General features: G+C 47.2%; 17 protein-coding genes and 1 other annotated feature. Of the genes, 13 read left to right on the top strand and 4 right to left on the bottom strand.

The annotated features are described in order from the left end of the window. Nucleotides 1-17: 17 nt before the first annotated feature. The 3 genes from glsA to ADS79_RS20905 all read left to right on the top strand — a co-directional run bounded on the left by glsA (nt 18) and on the right by ADS79_RS20905 (nt 3,075). Nucleotides 18-950: a glutaminase A gene (gene glsA, locus ADS79_RS20915; RefSeq protein ID WP_049740308.1), complete on the top strand. Its 933-nt coding sequence runs from the start codon at nt 18-20 to the stop codon at nt 948-950. Nucleotides 951-1,043: 93 nt separating this feature from the next. Then, the gene (locus ADS79_RS20910; RefSeq protein ID WP_049740307.1) at nt 1,044-1,325 is read left to right on the top strand and encodes an Fpa/YlaN family protein; all 282 of its coding nucleotides are present in this window, start codon (nt 1,044-1,046) and stop codon (nt 1,323-1,325) included. A 103-nt stretch (nt 1,326-1,428) separates the two neighbouring features. Then, nucleotides 1,429-1,667 (top strand) — a binding site (T-box leader). 73 nt (nt 1,668-1,740) lie between these two features. Then, nucleotides 1,741-3,075, top strand: coding sequence for a sodium-dependent transporter (locus ADS79_RS20905; protein WP_049740306.1), 1,335 nt, complete (start codon nt 1,741-1,743; stop codon nt 3,073-3,075). 82 nt (nt 3,076-3,157) lie between these two features. Here the strand turns inward: ADS79_RS20905 and cax are convergent, their stop codons facing one another. Beyond that, nucleotides 3,158-4,201, bottom strand: coding sequence for a calcium/proton exchanger (gene cax / locus ADS79_RS20900; protein ID WP_049740305.1), 1,044 nt, complete (start codon nt 4,199-4,201; stop codon nt 3,158-3,160). A 165-nt stretch (nt 4,202-4,366) separates the two neighbouring features. Between cax and ADS79_RS20895 the strand changes: the two genes are divergently transcribed. Next, on the top strand, nt 4,367-4,624 hold the full coding sequence (locus tag ADS79_RS20895; RefSeq protein ID WP_049740304.1) for a hypothetical protein: 258 nt from the start codon (nt 4,367-4,369) through the stop codon (nt 4,622-4,624). A 69-nt stretch (nt 4,625-4,693) separates the two neighbouring features. On the opposite strand, the gene sleB is transcribed toward ADS79_RS20895, so the two are convergent. Next, on the bottom strand, nt 4,694-5,470 hold the full coding sequence (gene sleB, locus ADS79_RS20890) for a spore cortex-lytic enzyme (RefSeq protein ID WP_049740303.1): 777 nt from the start codon (nt 5,468-5,470) through the stop codon (nt 4,694-4,696). A gap of 146 nt (nt 5,471-5,616) precedes the next feature. On the opposite strand from sleB, the gene ADS79_RS20885 reads away from it, so the two are divergent. After that, nucleotides 5,617-7,245: a thiamine pyrophosphate-binding protein gene (locus tag ADS79_RS20885; protein ID WP_049740302.1), complete on the top strand. Its 1,629-nt coding sequence runs from the start codon at nt 5,617-5,619 to the stop codon at nt 7,243-7,245. A 78-nt stretch (nt 7,246-7,323) separates the two neighbouring features. Next, nucleotides 7,324-7,662 carry an Asp23/Gls24 family envelope stress response protein gene (locus ADS79_RS20880; RefSeq protein ID WP_049740301.1) on the top strand — a complete coding sequence of 113 codons (339 nt, stop codon included), beginning with the start codon at nt 7,324-7,326 and terminating at the stop codon, nt 7,660-7,662. A gap of 155 nt (nt 7,663-7,817) precedes the next feature. Here ADS79_RS20880 and ftsW read toward each other — a convergent pair whose 3' ends face one another. Beyond that, nucleotides 7,818-8,987 carry a putative lipid II flippase FtsW gene (gene ftsW, locus ADS79_RS20875; protein ID WP_049740300.1) on the bottom strand — a complete coding sequence of 390 codons (1,170 nt, stop codon included), beginning with the start codon at nt 8,985-8,987 and terminating at the stop codon, nt 7,818-7,820. Nucleotides 8,988-9,059: 72 nt separating this feature from the next. Then, nucleotides 9,060-9,404 (bottom strand): YugN family protein, encoded by a 345-nt coding sequence (locus ADS79_RS20870; protein ID WP_049740299.1) that lies wholly within the window; start codon nt 9,402-9,404, stop codon nt 9,060-9,062. Between the two features lie 167 nt (nt 9,405-9,571). Here ADS79_RS20870 and ADS79_RS36760 point away from each other — a divergent pair, with 167 nt between their 5' ends. The 7 genes from ADS79_RS36760 to ADS79_RS20840 all read left to right on the top strand — a co-directional run bounded on the left by ADS79_RS36760 (nt 9,572) and on the right by ADS79_RS20840 (nt 16,475). Further along, nucleotides 9,572-9,670, top strand: coding sequence for a putative holin-like toxin (locus ADS79_RS36760; protein ID WP_373419714.1), 99 nt, complete (start codon nt 9,572-9,574; stop codon nt 9,668-9,670). A 272-nt stretch (nt 9,671-9,942) separates the two neighbouring features. Continuing rightward, nucleotides 9,943-10,383, top strand: a complete 441-nt coding sequence (locus ADS79_RS20865; RefSeq protein ID WP_049740298.1) for a CBS domain-containing protein — start codon at nt 9,943-9,945, stop codon at nt 10,381-10,383. Between the two features lie 134 nt (nt 10,384-10,517). Next, nucleotides 10,518-11,567, top strand: coding sequence for a MerR family transcriptional regulator (locus ADS79_RS20860; protein WP_049740297.1), 1,050 nt, complete (start codon nt 10,518-10,520; stop codon nt 11,565-11,567). A gap of 389 nt (nt 11,568-11,956) precedes the next feature. Beyond that, nucleotides 11,957-13,456, top strand: coding sequence for a YcdB/YcdC domain-containing protein (locus ADS79_RS20855; protein WP_049740296.1), 1,500 nt, complete (start codon nt 11,957-11,959; stop codon nt 13,454-13,456). 71 nt (nt 13,457-13,527) lie between these two features. Further along, nucleotides 13,528-14,073 carry an RNA polymerase sigma factor gene (locus ADS79_RS20850; protein ID WP_049740295.1) on the top strand — a complete coding sequence of 182 codons (546 nt, stop codon included), beginning with the start codon at nt 13,528-13,530 and terminating at the stop codon, nt 14,071-14,073. Further along, the gene (locus ADS79_RS20845; RefSeq protein WP_049740294.1) at nt 14,057-15,613 is read left to right on the top strand and encodes a YcdB/YcdC domain-containing protein; all 1,557 of its coding nucleotides are present in this window, start codon (nt 14,057-14,059) and stop codon (nt 15,611-15,613) included. The genes ADS79_RS20850 and ADS79_RS20845 overlap by 17 nt, the downstream gene beginning before the upstream one ends. Before the next feature lie 145 nt (nt 15,614-15,758). Continuing rightward, on the top strand, nt 15,759-16,475 hold the full coding sequence (locus tag ADS79_RS20840) for a thermonuclease family protein (RefSeq protein WP_049741087.1): 717 nt from the start codon (nt 15,759-15,761) through the stop codon (nt 16,473-16,475). Nucleotides 16,476-16,684 lie beyond the last annotated feature (209 nt).

The following is a 16,684-nucleotide window of genomic DNA, read 5'->3' as shown; positions in this document are numbered from 1 at the left end:
GCATTAGAGGAGGGCGTATGGATAAAGCCTTGGCAGCGAAGCAATTGGAAGCAGTTTTGAAACAGGCGTCTGCCTATACGGGTAAAGGCAGTGTGGCATCCTACATTCCTGAATTGGCAAAAGAAGACCCGGGCCAACTGGGAGTCAGCATCTGTCTGCCGGATGGAACGCTCTTGTCAGCTGGGGATGCGGATGTTCGGTTTACACTGCAAAGCATCTCCAAAATATTTTCTCTCATCATCGCGCTTTGCCAAAATGGTCAAAAGCAAGTATTTGAACGTGTGGGCAAGGAGCCGACAGGTGATCCGTTCAACTCCATTATCAAACTGGAGACAATCAAGCCGCATAAGCCGTTAAACCCTATGATTAATGCAGGGGCGATAGCGGTTGCTGGAATGATCCAAGGGAAAAACATAGAGGAGCGGTTGAACAGCATTGTGGACATGCTGCGCAAAATGACAGGGAACCCGAGCATTTGTGTGAATGAAGCCGTCTACTGTTCGGAAAAAAGAACAGCAGATCGAAACAGGGCTCTCGCTTGGTTCCTCAAGGATAGCGGGATTTTGACGACCGACGTGGAGGAGACGCTGGACTTGTATTTCCAGCACTGTGCAATTGAAGTAACGGCAAAGGACGTTGCCCGGATGGGGATGGTTTTGGCGGCAGACGGAATCAATCCCCAAACAGGAGAGCGTTACGTTCCAGAGGAGGTTGCGCGTATCTGCAAGACCTTTATGGTGACTTGCGGCATGTACAATGCTTCAGGAGAGTTTGCTATTGATGTCGGCATCCCGGCAAAAAGCGGCGTTGCTGGTGGAATCATGGCAACAGTACCACACAAAATGGGCATAGGTGTATTTGGACCTACGTTGGATGATAAAGGAAACTCTGTTGCTGGAGTCGAGCTGCTCAGGCTACTCTCACAAGAGTGGAAACTTGGTATCTTTTAGCTTCTTACAGTTGTTCTTTCTTCGCCCCTTTTCAAATGGCCCAGAATAACGTACTATGTATGTTAAGGATGGAGGCAAACGGAGGGATAGGTTTTGACAGAAATTAAGGTTCCCGATCTGGAACAAAAAGCGCTAGCGTTGCTTCAAGCAGACGCAGACAAGATTTATAAACTGATCGACGTACAGATGGAGAACCTGACTATGCCGCAGTGCCCACTGTATGAAGAGGTACTAGATACGCAGATGTTCGGGCTGTCCCGCGAAGTAGAGTATGCGGTGCGCCTAGGACTTATTGGTGAAGAGATCGGCCGGGAAATTATGGGGTCCCTGGAACGTAAATTGGCTCATCTCCATGAATTGTATAATCAGAAGTAAAAGCGAGGAGGCAAGCGATATTCCTCGCTTTTCATTTTGTCTAAAAAACTACTTGCTTATTTTGTATGACTATATTAAATTTGTAACTATGTTTTTTATTGTGGAAAATGCGTTGAAGGAGACTAGTACATGGAGTGTCCGCTTGACAGGGAGAGGCTGCCAGAGACTGCAAGCAGCTTTGAAGTGTGAGCCATGGAATTCCCTCCGGAGCAATTCTCTGAAAGGTTCAACCTGGTAGGAGAAAATCGGGTCATTCCGTTACCAATGGTGAAAGTGAAGCGTGGGTGAATCGATGAGCCTATGCTTAATCAGGGTGGTACCGCGTATAAACTCGTCCCTTTTTTGGACGGGTTTTTTTTGCGTAAAAAAGAAAGTTAGGAAACATCATGAGAGACATAAAGGAGTAGAGATGGCTATGAAACAAACCGATCAATGGACGAGCAGGCTGGGCTTTATTCTGGCAGCGGCAGGCTCGGCTATCGGGCTAGGGGCAATCTGGAAGTTTCCCTATATCGTCGGAACCAGTGGAGGTGGAGCTTTTTTTCTTCTCTTCCTGCTGTTTACGGTGGCAATCGGGCTTCCACTGTTATTAGGTGAGTTCACGATTGGACGCAGTACGCAAAAAGAGGCGATTTCCGCTTATCGGACCATTGCACCAGGTAGTTTGTGGTATTGGGTAGGGAGATTGGGAGTGATTACCTGCTTTTTATTGCTCTCGTTTTACAGTGTGGTAGGTGGATGGATCTTGACCTACCTGATGCGAGGACTAACTGGACAACTAACAGGTCCCCACTATGATGCGCTGTTTGGGAATGTCATCGCAGACCCTGTCGGAGCCGTGGCTGCACAATTCGTATTTATGCTGATTACTGCTTGGGTAGTGGCTCGCGGGGTGCAGAGCGGTATTGAATCTGCCAATAAATACATGATGCCAGCGCTATTCATTTTATTCGTGATTTTGATGTTGCGTTCGCTGACACTGGATGGTGCGATGGAAGGTGTCTCTTTCTTCTTGCATCCTGACTTTTCCAAGCTGGATTCCCGATCGATTTTATATGCAATGGGTCAGTCCTTCTTTTCCTTGAGTGTCGGGGTGTCCGTCATGGTAACGTACAGCTCTTATTTGGCTAAAAACGAAAGTCTCGTTCGCTCGGCTGGCTCCATTGTCGGTCTCAATTTACTCGTTTCCTTGTTTGCGGGACTTGCGATATTTCCGGCTGTATTTTCTCTGGGAGTAGAGCCTACTGCGGGACCGGGCTTGCTATTTATCGTCCTGCCGTCTGTTTTTGAGAAGATCGCATTTGGCAGCATCTTTTTGTTGATCTTCCTGGCTTTGTTCCTGTTTGCGACCTTGACCTCTGCGTTTTCGATGCTCGAAATTATTGTGGCGTCACTGGCAAAAGGAGAGGAAGCAAAACGGAAGCGGCTTTCGTGGTTAATCGGTCTGCTTATTTTTGTGGCGGGTGTTCCCTCCGCGCTTTCCTTCGGTGTCTGGAGCGAGGTTACCATTTTCGGCAAATCTATTTTTGATGCGATTGATTTTCTTGTAAGCAATTTGCTAATGCCGCTCGGAGCTTTCTTAATTGCGATCTTTGTTCCTTTGAGGATGAAGCGAGAGGTATTGCTCGCTGAACTGCAGGCAGACACTCCACTAGGCAAAAAACTATTTGTTGTGTGGCTGCTTCTGCTTAAATACGTAGCACCGTTTGCTATTCTATTCGTATTTTTAAATACGCTGGGTATCTTGTAAAAATGATTCCCTCACAAAAAGGACTGCTGTGCTTGCTTCAAGCCACCTGCAGTCCTTTTTTTATACGGAAGAGACCAATTACCTAGGCGAAGAAAAAAGCCGTTCCTAGGATAATGTAGACGGTGAGAAGCAGTACACCCTCAAACCAGTTGGTTGCCCCGTCTTTCGTAATCGAAATGGTTATGAAGGTAGCGACCCCGATTGCTGCAAGCTCAAAAGGAGTAAAAACGATATCCATGGGCTTACCGATCAAGAGGCTGACCAAAATGAGACTAGGAGCTACGAAAAGCGCAATTTGCAAACTCGACCCAATTGCAATTTCCACTGCTGCACCGATTCGGCCCTTGAGGGCGAGCAGCATCGCAGCACTGTGTTCAGCGGCATTCCCAATAATCGCGATGACAAAAGCACCGACGAACAGCTCAGACCAGCCAAGGGATTGGGAAACGTGCTGGACTCCATGGACCAGCCATTCCGATACAATCGCGACAAACACCGTTGAGACGGCGAGCATGAGGATGGAAACACCTTTTGACCAAACCGCCTCGCTGCCATGAGGCTCGATGTCAGATAAAAAATCGCGGTGAGTGACCATCGAAAAGACGAGCCACAGAATATAGGCAATGATGAGCAGAACGGCAATGACGATGCTTAAGGTCTCAATCTTTAAGGGTGGCAACTCTCGCATGAAAACAGCTGGGATAAACAGAGCGACTATCGAGAGTGTCATCAGTGAAGCGTTGTGTCCTGCGAGCCGGCTATTAAAGGTCTGCTCCTTGTATTTGAGGCCACCCAAAAAAACACTGAGACCCAGCACGAGCAGCATGTTACCGATAATCGCACCTGTGATCGAGGCTTTTACCATGTCAAAAAGCCCTTCTTTCACTAGGAAAAAGGCAATAATCAGCTCGGCAGCATTGCCGAAGGTCGCGTTGAGAAAGCCACCAATACGGTCTCCAGCGTAATGAGCGACACTTTCTGTTGATTTCCCTAGCCACGCAGCCAAGAAAATGATGGCGAGCGAGGAAGTAGCGAATTGAAACATTTCATTTTGGGTGAAATAGTGGGCGAATGCAGCCAAGAGCAAGGATGCACCAACCAGTGTAAAAAAGAGCCGCATATTCATTGGATCACCTCGTCTAGGTTTGTGATGGATTGGATAAGTGCGGAGTGAGTAGTTTACCCTATGCGCAAAAAATCTCGATATCCTTCTCGTTTTTTGAACGTGTAGGTATAGCGTTCCTCTTGTGGCAGAAACTAAACAGTGTAAGAAAATTGGGAGGTGGCTCGTATGACAAAGCCTTTACTGTGCCCTACATGCAAGTCAAATCGTATGAGATTTACCGTGATCGAACAGACACCGCGCTATATGCGTCTTGACCCTCAATCTGGCGAAGTGGTAGCGGAGCTGAGCTCAGATGAGCTGGATATTTTTCACCAGCCGTACAAGGGTGAATCCTATATGGTCCAATGCGGTGTATGCGGGACGACAGAGCCGGAAGAACGATTTGTAAAAATGGCTCAGCATGTGCAAAATCAGCGATCCTAGCTGAAGCCAAGAACACAAAAAGAAAACAGGCACGGGGCCAATGACGACCGTGCCTGTTTTTGTTTGATCCTAACGGCAGAAAATATGTCTGCCGATCTTTTTGATTTGTGGACGGCTCCAAATCCAGCCAGAGGTAGCGGTATCCGGGTTGAAGTAGTAAATGGCTCCCCCAGTAGGGTCCCAGCCTTTCAGGGCATCGTTTACGGCTCTTTTGGACTGTTCGTTTGGCGTCAGCCAGATTTGACCATCTGCTACTGCTGTAAAGGCACGCGGCTCAAAAATGACACCAGCGGGCGTGTTTGGAAACGCAGCATTTTTGGTTCGGTTCAAGATAACAGCGGCTACTGCCACTTGGCCGATGTAAGGCTCTCCCCGCGATTCACCATAGACGGCATTGGCCATCAAGCGTAGATCATTGTCAGAGACTCCTGCAGGACGATACGTTTCTTTTTTGTGAGCACTCGGTGCATTTGGTGCGCTCGGTGCTGCCTTCGAGGTTTCTGGTACGCCGAGTTCAGCGGCAGTTGGCTTGTACTGCGTTGTTGCATTGTATAGCTTCAATTTTGTTTTCGGACCAAGCACCCCGTCAACCTTCATACCAAACTCATATTGGAAGTTGCGAAGTGCCCAGTAAGAGCGCCAGCCAAAAATACCATCTACTTTTCCTGTATAAAAGCCCAAAAATTTGAGTCGCCCTTGCATTTCGCGGACGTCTTTTCCTTCTGCTCCTACCTTGACGATTTGTTGACTGAAGGCATCGGAGCGCATTGGCCAAACCACTACAGCAGTCGTGACTAACATTGCGACAACAACAACAGCCATCAGCCATTTGAAAGGCTGCTTCATGGCAAATCCTCCTCCTGTAGGGTGCTACGACACCCAGATGATAATTGTTAGGTTACCCAAATTCCGTCAATCAGTCTTAGTAAAAAGATGGGGATTGCGTAGACTAGCGGGTAACGAACTCACTTGAAAAACGAGGAGGAAAACGCATGAAAGTAGCCCAGTTTATTACCGAACAACTGGTTCAGTGGGGAGTTTCGCGTGTATATGGGGTGGCAGGAGATGCCATTTTTGCTTGGCTGGATACTCTCGGAAGGCAGGAGAAGCTGGAGTACATACCATGCAAGCACGAAGCGGCTGCTGCGATGATGGCGAGCGCGGAGGCAAAATTGACGGGGAGACCAGCTGTGTGTATAGCGACGATGGGGCCAGGGGCCATCAATTTGTTAAACGGACTTGCAGATGCTTACGCCGATCATGTGCCGGTCATCGCGATCACTGGCCATGTGGAGACGCAAAAGCTTGGTGGCGGCTACAAGCAGTACATCCCATTGGAAGATGTGACTAGACCGATCACCCAATACCAGGCAACAGTTGTCCATCCCCAGGCAATCGGAGAAGTTATGCACAAAGCATTTGTGTGTGCCATGCATCAAAAAGGGGTAGCCCATATCGCCATCTGTAAAGATGTATTTGAACGAATGACTTCTGCGCAGATTGTTCCCCGGCTGCCACGTGTAGCCTCTGCAGTGCGCCCGGATCGAATTGAAATGGAACACGCGGCAGAACTGCTTCTGCAATCAAGGAGGCCGATTCTTTTGCTTGGAATTGGAGCCAGAGAGACAGCACAGTCTTGCCTGCAGCTGGCGGAGATGCTTGGTGCGGGTATCCTGCTGACCTTAGGTGCGAAAGGGATTTTGGAGGATGCACATCCGCTTGTCCTGGGAGGATTGGGGGAAGGAGGCAGTGAAACAGCGCTGCTTGCTTTGGCGGAGGCAGACCTTTTGGTGATTTTGGGAGCAAGCTGGTTCCCGCGTGCCTTTTTGCCAAAAGAGCTGGCGATTGTTCATGTAGATACAAATCCCGAGTCTATCCATGCGCATCCCAAGCTGAATTCGGTGACGGCAAACTTAGATGATGTACTGCCTTTATGGCTCCGGCGTTTAGAATCCCGTAGAATGGACCATGCTTGGGAAGAACAGGTAGAGCGATGGCATGCCCGCTTTTGGGAGGAAACGCAGAGTATTACAGAGCAAAAGGCTGATGAATTGGTAAAGCCGGAAACACTCTTTCATACACTTGGAAAAGTAGTGAACGAGGATGCGATTATTGCTCTCGATACCGGAGAGCATACCATTTGGTTCAATCGTGCTTTTCGAGGAAAAGCGCAGTTTCCGTTATTTTCTGGAAAATGGCGTACGATGGGATTTGGTTTGCCGGCAGCGATTGCGGCGAAGTTGACCTATCCAAAGCGGCAGGTAGTTTGCATTACGGGAGATGGCGGATTCCAAATAAATCTTGCTGAACTGATGACTGCTGCCGAACAGCAAATCTCCTTCTTGCTCATAGTGGTGAACAATGGGACTCTTGGTCTAGAGCAAATGAAAATGGTGCAAGCAGGGTTTAAGCCATTTGGCGTAAGATTGAACAATCCCGATTTTGTCTTATGGGCACAGGCATGCGGAGTCCAAGGACAGGTTGTAGAGAATGTTTCAGCGTTAGAGCCGCAATTGAGGCAAGCATTAAATAGCGGTCGCTTGACGCTGCTGGACGTGCGCTGCACATCACCGACATTGACAGAGAGAAAAAAACAAATTCCCTTCCAAGCCCAAGCTTGATTTGTTTATAATGAATAAAAAGGTAAAGGTACCCAGATAGGTAAAGCGAACTATTCGGGCGAAGAGGAGGACGTCCAGATGGCTGACAGGCTCGGTGATATCAAAGTAGCAGATCAAGTGATTGCAGTCATTGCTGGAGTAGCGGTTGAAGAAGTGTTAGAGGTTTCTATTCGTTCCGGTGGACTGTATCAGGATTTGGCGAAAAAAATCAATGGAGGGGCAAAAGGGATCACGGTATTTGTCGCAGACGACAAAGTAACCATCGACATGCGCGTGTCTGTCCTTTATGGAACACAGATTCATCAGGTATGTCGCACGCTTCAAGAGAAGGTAAAGGAAGCTGTTGAAGCATTAACCGGTCTTTTCGTAGAAGCAGTAAATGTGCGTGTCGAAACCATTGAAATCAATACCCCATAAGTAAGATGATCCAGATACATTACGTTCCTACCCCGATTGATTATGTGAAGATGACAAGCCAGCAAATACAGTCAGAAGCTTTTACCCTATATAAAAATAAAACGACCTGCGTAGCCTCGCAGGTCGTTTTTCATTTTCAGTTTTCTTCGGTGAAGCTACATGGAATACGGTTGTTTCTGTAATTGCTCGTCCACCTTCTGCCTGCTGACCTCCCTGGAAACGCTCAGGAGAAAGCCTGTAGAAATCAGACAGACAAGTAGCGAAGAGCCCCCATAGCTGATAAACGGAAGGGGGACCCCTGTAAGCGGAATAAATCCGGTTACACCGCCGATATTCATAATAGCTTGGATTCCGATCATGCTGACGACACCAATCCCCGCGAGGCAGGCGAAGGTATCTTTCACCCGCAGGCAAATATGTATGCCACGCAACAAAAACAACAAGTACACCAGCAAGAAGATTGAGGTACCAATAAACCCTATTTCTTCTGTAATGATCGAGAAAATGAAATCGGTATGTCGCTCAGGCAAGTACAAGTATTTTTGAATGCTTTTCCCAAATCCAGTACCGGATATGCCTCCGTGGGCGATCGCGATCAACGACTGAATGATGTTGTACCCGGTATATAGCGGATCGCTCCAAGGGTCCAGGTAGGATGCAAACCGGTTCGAAGCATGCTCTTTTGTGGAGATGTAGACCAAGAGAGTTACTGAGACAACGGGCACGCCAAGAAAAATGAGATGGCCGAGACGTGCTCCTCCACACACCAAAACAATCAAGGCACTTCCTAAAAGGATGCCCGATGTACCCAGGTCAGGCTGGATCAAGACCAGGAAAAAAAAGACACCGATAACCATCAATAGCGGCATTAAGCCTTTTTTTAGGTTTCGGATACCGTCTCCTTTTTTTGCGATGATCGCCGCTAGGTACAAGATCAAACCCAGCTTGGCGAACTCTGCTGACTGGAGGTTAAACGAGCCCAATTTAAACCAGGAGCGTGCACCATTAATTTTCTGGCCGATCCCAGGGATCAACACCAGAATTAAAGAAAACAAGCTAATTATTGCGATTGGCAAAAAATTACGCTTGTAAAAGGAGATGGGGATGTTCATCGCGATTAGCATCCCGATTACTCCGACAACCAAAAAAAGGATTTGCCGCTTGACAAAATACAGCTCATCGCCACCACAGTAAGAGCAGCCGTTGGAGGTAAAGCTGGTCAAGGCAAAAATAGAGCTGGAGCTCAGTACCATTGTGATGCCAAACCCGACAATCAGGGCGGTTAAAAACAGGAGCAAAAAATCAGGAACGCCCCTCGTCTTCATGATAAAACCCCCCTCTACGTGAAACAGAGAGGGGAGACCTCTCTGTAACGCAGTGCAATTTCGATTTGTATTCTAGTGCGAAGACAGTTTTTCGTTCAGCATTTGCAGCTTGAGCTTGGCTGTTTTCACAACAGAGTCAGGCATTGGGAAGTCGTAGTCCAGACCGTGCGGGAACAGGTGCTTACCCATGTAAGGGTCTTCCAGCTTGAGAACCGCATGGGTGTCTTCCAGTTTACCTTGGGTCACGTTTGCTTCGATACGCAGATAGAAAACGTTTCCTTTATCTTGGATTTTATAGTCGTATGTAGCGTGCTTGTAATCCCATGCGCCGCGGTCAAATCCGAGCTCATTCATGTAATGCTCCAGATCGGCGAAAAAGACTTCTTTAGTGCCAACCCCAGTGTCTTTAATAACCATTCTATTTCCTCCTACAAATGGTGATATTCACTTATTCATCATAGTCTGTTTTTGGAAGAATCGCAATGGATAAGTCGGTATTGTGGATGGATGACCATGATTGGATAGATATGGTATAATTTGTTACTACAATAGTTCGGTTTCTCAAGGGCGGTCGGCATCCCCGAATGAGAGGGGGTGATACCATGACAGTATTCGAGGCACTAAGTCTAATGTTGACATTTGGGACTTTAGTAGTGATGCTGTCTTCTAGTCGAAAAAAGTAGACCTCCCTTGAGCTAGACAGCCAGGAGGTCTACGAGCTGGTACTGTGAGCCGACTCCCATGTAGGAACGACTGTTGTAGCTTACGGCCGTACGGGTGATGAGGCACCCGTACGGCCTTTTTGGCTACAATCACAAGGACCATGCTTTCATCTTAACATAGGGGATGTGTCTTCTCTAGTCAGAAAAATCATGACACATGTCCCGGTTGGCGCATGAAACGATAGGTAGCAGGACACACTACAATCGTTCATTAGCAAAAGGAGGAGACTGACATGGCGAAGGTAGAAAACCGCACATTACGTGAAATTATGACGAAAGATGTCGCAACTGTGACGCTTAAGGATAATGTGTATGAGGTAGCTTGCAAGATGCGCGACTGGAATGTCGGTGTGATTCCGGTAGTGGACGAGAAAGAAGATGTGATAGGGGTCATTACCGACCGTGATATCGTCATTCGAGGGCTGGCTGAAAAGCATGAAGGCTCAACGGCAACAGAGGTAGTGATGACAAGAGACATTATTTTGGGTCAACCAGGAATGACGGTGGATGAAGCAGCGAAAATCATGGCGCAGCACCAAATTCGTCGCCTGCCTGTTGTAGAACATGGCAAGCTCGCAGGGATCGTAGCACTTGCTGACATGGCGATTCGCCAGGTTCACCATGACGAGGCGAGTGATGCTCTGCAAGAAATTTCCGAACCAGCTACGCATTAATAGAAGAAAGTCGATCGGCAAGAGAAGGAGCTGCTGGGATGAACCCAAGCGGCTTTTTTCAATTTTAGACTGTACATTCACGTAACGGTAAGGTTTATGATACAAAGTAAGAAATCATCTGGGAGAGGAATCTCATGCAAATCAAGGATATCGCACGGAGGCTGCATATTACACCTCGAGCAATCCGCTTTTACGAGGAAAAAGGACTGATTCAGCCTAAAAAGGCGGATGAATCTGGTTATCGTCATTTTTCGGAAGAAGATGTTTGGCGATTGCAGACGATTATTACGTTGCGCGAAGTGGGCATGCCCATTGAGGATATTCGTGAGCTATTGCAAGAGCAAAACGAAGCAGAGGGCAGCCTGCTGCATTATTTGGAGCTGCAGCGCTCGTTCATGTACAGCAGATGGGTAGAGATGAGTAAGGTAATAGCGACCACTGAGGCGATGATTGAACGTGTCAAAAGAGATCAGCAGATCGATCCAGGGGCCTTGTACGAACTGGCAGAAGCAAACAAGCGGCTGCGTCAAACACGCGATAATTGGGTGGATCGATGGAATTTCAATCAAATCGCAGACCAGTATGACGAACTGGTAACCCGCGAACAGGAAGGATTCAACACACATGCGTTTTATCATGAGATCCTGGATCAAGTGGTGGGGGCAGTAGCCCCGAAGCCAGGAGAGTCTGGGCTGGATGCGGGAACAGGAACAGGGAATCTCGCTAGTCGGTTCATTCAAATGGGAGTGCAGATGAGTGGTTTTGATCAATCGCCACAAATGCTCCTTCAATGTCGGCGGAAATCCCCTGAGGTGGAGACCAAGCTGGGCACCTTTTTTGCTTTTCCGTTTCTTGAAAATGATTTTGATTTTGTTGCCACGAGCTATGCCCTGCACCATTTGACAGATGATCAGAAGTTACTTGCCTTGGCGGAGTGTCGCAGGGTTTTAAAGCCTGGAGGTAGGCTGGTTATTGCGGATTTAATGTTTGTGGATCAGGACCATCGTCACGCACACTTGGATCATTTGCGGCGACAGGGAGAAGAAGAAGCGCTTTCACAAATCCTGGACAGATGCTACGCAGATCGATCCCGTTTGCTCGCAGAGCTTGATTCTTTGGGCTTTGTTACAGAAGTGAGGCAGCTAACTGAGTATGTACATTTGATCTGGGCCAAACTGAGGTAGAACATCCCCTCCATTTTTGGGCTCTTCCAAGTACTGACACATGTCTAGTCTGTTGCATAGGCTGTAGAGAGAAGGAAAGGGGGACTCCACTATGGGTCTGTTCGATGGTTTTTTTGACCGTGATAATGATGAGCTATTTTGGATTATTATTGTTGTGGTCGTTCTACTGTTCTTATTTAATACCGATCGAGACTAAATTTGCTCGTATAGACAAAACGACCTTGAGCGAGGTCGTTTTTTTCGGTTTGGGCAACTGCACGTGAAAGCGAAAGTGTCGAGTCCGAAAAGTGGACAAGCTTTTGAAAAAAGAAGGGAAAATTTGTAACCTTTCCTGTACTCGTTCGAATAAAGCAATGAGCAACAAAAAACACTAACGGAGGAAAAAGTACATGAAAAATTGGAACGGAGCCGTCAAGTTAGTTATTGCAGCAACCCTTTTGACAGCAAGCCCTGCATGTGCAGCAGATAAAGGCACGCAATTTAGCAGAAAGCAAGAAGTATCTACACAGGGATTAGCACAAGCCACCATCGACAAATTGGCAGAACTGCTTCCTTATATGAAGCAGTTACCTGTTCAAAAAATGAGGCAGGACGAGGCAAGCGATGTAATAGTTATCGAGCGCAAGCGGCTAGAGAATGATCCCTCTCCATCTATGACCATCTATCTGGATAAAAAGACAGGAGGCATTCAGAGCTTCGAATATCAAGCCGGTGAAGCAGATGGGGAAGAACTGCCGCTTGATGTACAGAAGAAAAAAGCAGATTCGTTTTTACAGGGATTACTGGGGAAATCAGCTGAAGAATACCAGTTTGATTCTCAAAAATCCGAAAAGCTTGGAGATCTCGCCTACCAATACGTTGTAAACGGAATATTGTTTGATGAACGTTTTCTGCTCGTTGGGGTGAATGGAAACGGTGAAGTGATCATGTTGATGGCGGATGGTGCGCCGCCAGTTCCCGCAAGCTTGCCAAAGCCAGATGCAGCTATTCCCCTAGCACAGGCCCAGCAAGCAGTTATTGACCGGATGACACCTGCTTATCGCCTGCAGAAAGACGGAAGTGGCATGATCTTGACCTATCATGTTTCATGGTCAGGTGTACTCGATGCTAAGACAGGTCAATCGGTGGAGACAGAGCACGCGAAATTCTACAGTCAGCCTAACCTGTCCGCTCCCCTCATTCCAGTATCACCCCAAAGCAAAGCCTTGATTGCAAGGAATAAAGGGGAAGCAGCAACTTTGCTGAAAAACCTCATCGGATTCGATACAGCAGACGCCACCTTTGTTGAGCGATCACCGGAAGAGGGGCCAAACGGCAAAGTGCAGGATTACGTTTGGAAAAAAGGAAACCAGATTGCGAAAGCTTCCGTAAAGCAAGGGAATGGGCAAGTCATGGAGTTGAGTCTGGAAGCGGCCAAGTCTTCAGTACCGACACAAAAAATCGCGCTAGAAGCTGCCAAAAAAACAGCAGTCGAGGTCTTGCAAACCTATCTGAATGCTGAGACGAAAGCGGTAGCGTTAGATTCAGATTCCCATCTGAGTGAGGACACGTCCTACAGCTTCACCTTTTACGGCACACATAACGGGCTTCCTGTATTGAACCAAATGTATCAAGTGACGCTCAGTAAAGAGACAGGGAAACTGATTGGATTGTCGGGCGATTTTTCACAATCAGCGAATGTCACGTATCCTGATCCGGCGAAAATCGTTTCACGTGAACAGGCAGCACAAGAGTACTTGAAGAATCATCCACTACAGTTGATGTATTTTTCTCCTGTAATCGATAGCAAGAGATCAGTGACCCCTCTGTTGGTTTACAAGCCTGTGGCGAATAAAGACGTGCTGGAGTATGTCGATGCAGTGTCAGGGAAAAGTATCCCTTCGAAATAGCGGATAGGCTGTGCCTGCTCTACGTAAGGGGCAGGCATGGCTTCGTGGGATGGGAGAAGGGAGGGAAGTGAATGGGTGAAAGCTACGAAGAGAAGATTACGAGTCTGGTCGAAACGTACTATGAGGATATTTTCTATTTCCTATATCATTTTATCGGAAATCGAAATGATGCCGAGGACATCGCCCAGGAGGTTTTTGTCAGGATCTTGCAGGCGTTGCCCCGTTTCGACGGGAGGGTACAAATTAAAACATGGATTTTTTCCATAGCCAAGCATGCTGCCATCGACTTGTATCGGCGGCAAAAATTTCAACGCTTGTTTTCAGATTTATGGTTCAGAAGGCTGCCAGCCAAGGATGGCCTGCCAGAGGATATTTTTGTGGAAAAGGAGCGGGACAAGGAATTGAAACAGGCCATTCTTTTGCTTCCACCCAAGTATCGTCTGGTCATTATTTTGCGTGCCCTTGAAGGATGCAGTGTGAAAGAAACAGCAGAGCTGCTCGGAATATCTGAATCAAAAGTAAAGGTAGACTATCATCGCGCGATCAAGCTCATTCAGAAAAAGCTCAGTGTGCGATCAGCAGAAGAGGGGGGAGAGCATCATGTATTGGGAAGATGAGGAGTTCCTACATGAACAGATCAAACTCCTGAGCGGGAATGCTCCTGAGCCTAGAAAAGATGAAATCAAGCGGCTGCAAGCTATCTTGTCTGAACAGGCAAGAGGCATGGATAGAAAAGAAAAAACAAGAACACGAGCAAGCAGGGTATTTCAAACTGCGGCTTGTCTTGCTCTGGCAGTATGGGGCGTTTCACTGGCGTTCCCCTCATTGTCAGACAAAGCACCTAGCCGTTTGGAACAGGTGATTGCCCCTCATGAAAGTGAAGGACCACCCTACATGTTGAACAATCCTCCACTCGACCACGAATCAACTGATTCACCTTCTCCTAAAAGCGGTAAAAATACGATGCAGATGGAGTCAAGAACAGCAGAGGTAGGTCATGAATACACAAAGAATGGTAGTACGTCCACGGATAAAGCTGCAGTTCCTGCCCATTCTGTGCAAACAGGGAGCGAAGGCGATGCAATAGCTAAAGCGAAGATGTATCTGGAACAGCAAATTGGTGCCGAGAAGCAATATGAAGTCGTTCAATCACTTACCAATCCACAGCAAAACGAGTTCGTATTTCTGCGCGAAGTTAACGGCCTTCCTTTTCTCAATGAGCATTATATCGTAGCTTTGGACGAACAAAATAAAGGAAAGGCAATTACGGCGAATCAAATTCAAGAAAGAGCATGGAATGAACAGCTTTTCCCAGACCCCACTGTTACCATTGGAAGAACGGAAGCTGAAAAAATCCTTGTTCAGACATTGAGTAGGTATTTCGCAGAAAAGCAGGCAGCGGTTTACGATCCTGATTTGATGGGGTTTATCGACGCCAAAAGCGGACAGCTGATCGGGATTGAAAAGAAATATGACGAGTTGCGCGGGAAAATTTACGACCTGGATTCTACGAGAAAAATATGGACAGTCACCACGGAAGATGAAGCCATCCAGTTGTTAGCTAGCGAGTTTGGACTTGTTGTTGAGAAGACATACAGGCGTTCAGAAAATGATTTTTTGGACACACGCAGCTATCGTTGGCGTACAGGGAAAAGTAGCACGATTACATTGAAAACGGTCTCTTCTACGGGAGAGGTGGTGGAAATGGAGTATGTCGGTCAGCCATCTACAGGTTCATCCGATCAAATGGATGCGGCTAGGGCGACACAAACAGCCATTTCGTTCTTGCAAAACTACCTGGCTGCCGAAGTGACAAGCTTGCAGGTTATCGAAGTAGAACATGACAAATTCGCTTACCGCATTTATTTCCAAGCTTTGCCTGAACAAAAAGGCTCTGCTTCTTTCTCTACCTATACCGTTGAGGTCCACGCAACAACAGGTCAAGTTATTGGCTTTCAAAAGAATTCTGCCAAAAAGGAGCAACCAATAACGAAGCAGAATCAACCAGTACGGGATGCAATCACAGCAAAAGAGTATATAGACAACCACCCTTTGCAGCTGGTTTATGTCTGGATCCATGGTCAAGAGGCTCCCTCTCTGGTCTATGTGCCTTTGGAGCGAAACCTATTATCCGGTTATCTAGAGGAGAAGAAATAAAAGGCACCGCTTGCCAATTGAGGAAGAGAATTATAAAATCATAAAAATCGCAATCGCGTAAAACTGACACGCTACGGGTCGGTTTTTTCGTGTGATTGCCTGCAAATAAAGTAGCAACATGCAAAGAGGAGTAGACCAAATGATTATGAAACGAATGACTGTGATGTACCTGTTCGCTTTTGCGCTTTTGCTTGCTGCCTGTTCCGCATCAAATCAACCACAGGCAAACGGACAGATTGAGGCCACGGTAAAGCGTGTGGTAGATGGAGATACGTTTGAACTAGAGAGTGGCGAAAAAGTGCGGATGATTGGGATGGATACTCCCGAGACGGTCAAACCCAACCATCCTGTTGAACCATACGGAAAAGAAGCGAGCAATTATACAAAAGAGCTGCTGACGGGGCAAAAAGTTACATTAAAGTTCGATGCGGAGCCGTATGACAAATACAAGCGGCTACTCGCTTACGTTTATATGTCTGACGGCACATTCGTGAATGAAAAGCTGGTGCGGGATGGTTACGCCCGGATTATGACGATCCCGCCAAACGTCGCTCATGCGGATTTGTTTTTAGAAGCGGAGCGGGAGGCAAGAGAGCAGAACCGAGGCTTATGGGGACTGGAAGACGAGAAAAAAGCGGAATCAAAAAAGAAAGAGGACAAGTCGAAGAAGAAAGAAAAAGATTCCGCGAGCAATACACAGACTCCCCCTGACGGGAAGCTGATCAAAGGAAATATCAATTCCAAAGGGGATAAAATATACCACGTACCAGGCTCGTCAAGCTATGAACAGACCAACGCCGAGATGTGGTTTGCAACAGAAGAAGAAGCACAGGCTGCTGGTTTCCGTGCGCCGAAGCGGTAGGAACAAGTCCACATGGATGTCATCTAAGGTTGTCGAGTGCTTTTCGACAACCTTTTTTCTGATTCAGGGAAAAGATAATCTACTTGATCTGGCTGCTAGGTGGGATTTTGAATCTTTTGTCGAAGATTTCAACATATTGACAATAAATGTTGTATAGTAAAGGAGACATAGGTCCTTAGCAAATATTGCAAATAAACACCAACTACATA

It is taken from the genome of Brevibacillus reuszeri (assembly GCF_001187725.1).
GTDB lineage: Bacteria > Bacillota > Bacilli > Brevibacillales > Brevibacillaceae > Brevibacillus > Brevibacillus reuszeri.
Note: the sequence above shows the minus strand (reverse complement) of the source record. Positions and strands in the feature narration are given on the sequence as shown.